Source organism: Polaromonas sp. P1_E1_2 (genome assembly GCF_056406035.1).
In genome coordinates this window covers 1-1,099 of the sequence record NZ_JBFUAZ010000912.1, presented here as the reverse complement: position 1 = coordinate 1,099, position 1,099 = coordinate 1, and the positions used below count along the sequence as shown (strand labels likewise).

The following is a 1,099-nucleotide window of genomic DNA, read 5'->3' as shown; positions in this document are numbered from 1 at the left end:
CAGCGCACACAAGGCTGCACCCGCACCGGTGCGGGCAAATTGATAACTCATGAAATCCCTCCCTTTTATAAAGCGCATTGTAGATGTAACTTCATGTTTCACGAATCCCGTCAAGCGAAAGAGACAGAGGGAAAACCCGCACCACCGTGATCAGCAACAATAAGCAATGGAAGCCGCACGCCACCGTACGGCAGCGTGCGCCGGCAGCAACCTTTACGAGAAAGACAAAATCATGCGGGTCAAGGACAAATCCATCATCGTGACCGGCTCCGGAGGCGGTATCGGTGAAGGCATCGCGCGGCGGCTGGCAGCCGAGGGCGCCAGGATCATCGTCAACGACATCAATGTGGCGCTGGGCGAGAAAGTCGTGGCTGCCATCGTCAAGGCCGGCGGCACAGCTTCGTTCTTTGCCGCCGACGTCACAAAGTCTGCCGAGGTCAAGGCGCTGGTTGACGCCGCCGTGCAGCGCAACGGCCGGCTCGACGTGATGGTCAGCAACGCTGGCTGGACGCACCGCAACCAGCCTGCACTTGACGTCAGCGAAGACGATTTTGACAAGTGCTACGCCATCAACGTCAAAAGCATTTACCTCGCCACCATTCATGCCACACCGGTATTTCGCGAGCAAGGCGGGGGCAGCTTCATCAATATCGCATCGACCGCCGGCGTGCGCCCGCGTCCGGGCCTGACCTGGTACAACGGCTCCAAGGGGGCGGTCATCACGACCTCCAAGTCGCTGGCCGCCGAGCTCGGCCCGGACAACATCCGGGTCAACTGCATCAACCCGGTATTCAACCCGGACACAGGCCTCTCGGCCGAATTCGCGGGTGGTCCGCTGGATGAAGAACGCAAGGCGAAGTTTCGCGCGAGCATTCCGCTGGGACGTTTTTCCACCGCGCTGGATGTGGCCAATGCCGTGCTTTACCTGGCCAGCGACGAAGCGGACTTCATCAGCGGTGTATGCCTGGAAGTAGACGGCGCCCGGTGTGTCTAAATAGAGCCCCCACGGTCGCTCACTGCGTGTAGCTCCCTGCCCCCCGAGGGGGCCGCCCGCCTGCGGTCTGGCAAAGCCAGTCCCGCGGCTCACGCTGGGTTTAAG

At 61.1% G+C, this 1,099-nt stretch carries 1 protein-coding gene; it reads left to right on the top strand.

Translation table 11 applies throughout. From position 1 onward, the window contains the following. Positions 1–232: 232 nt before the first annotated feature. Positions 233–994 carry an SDR family oxidoreductase gene (locus AC1D1P_RS24025; protein WP_477674746.1) on the top strand — a complete coding sequence of 254 codons (762 nt, stop codon included), beginning with the start codon at positions 233–235 and terminating at the stop codon, positions 992–994. Positions 995–1,099 lie beyond the last annotated feature (105 nt).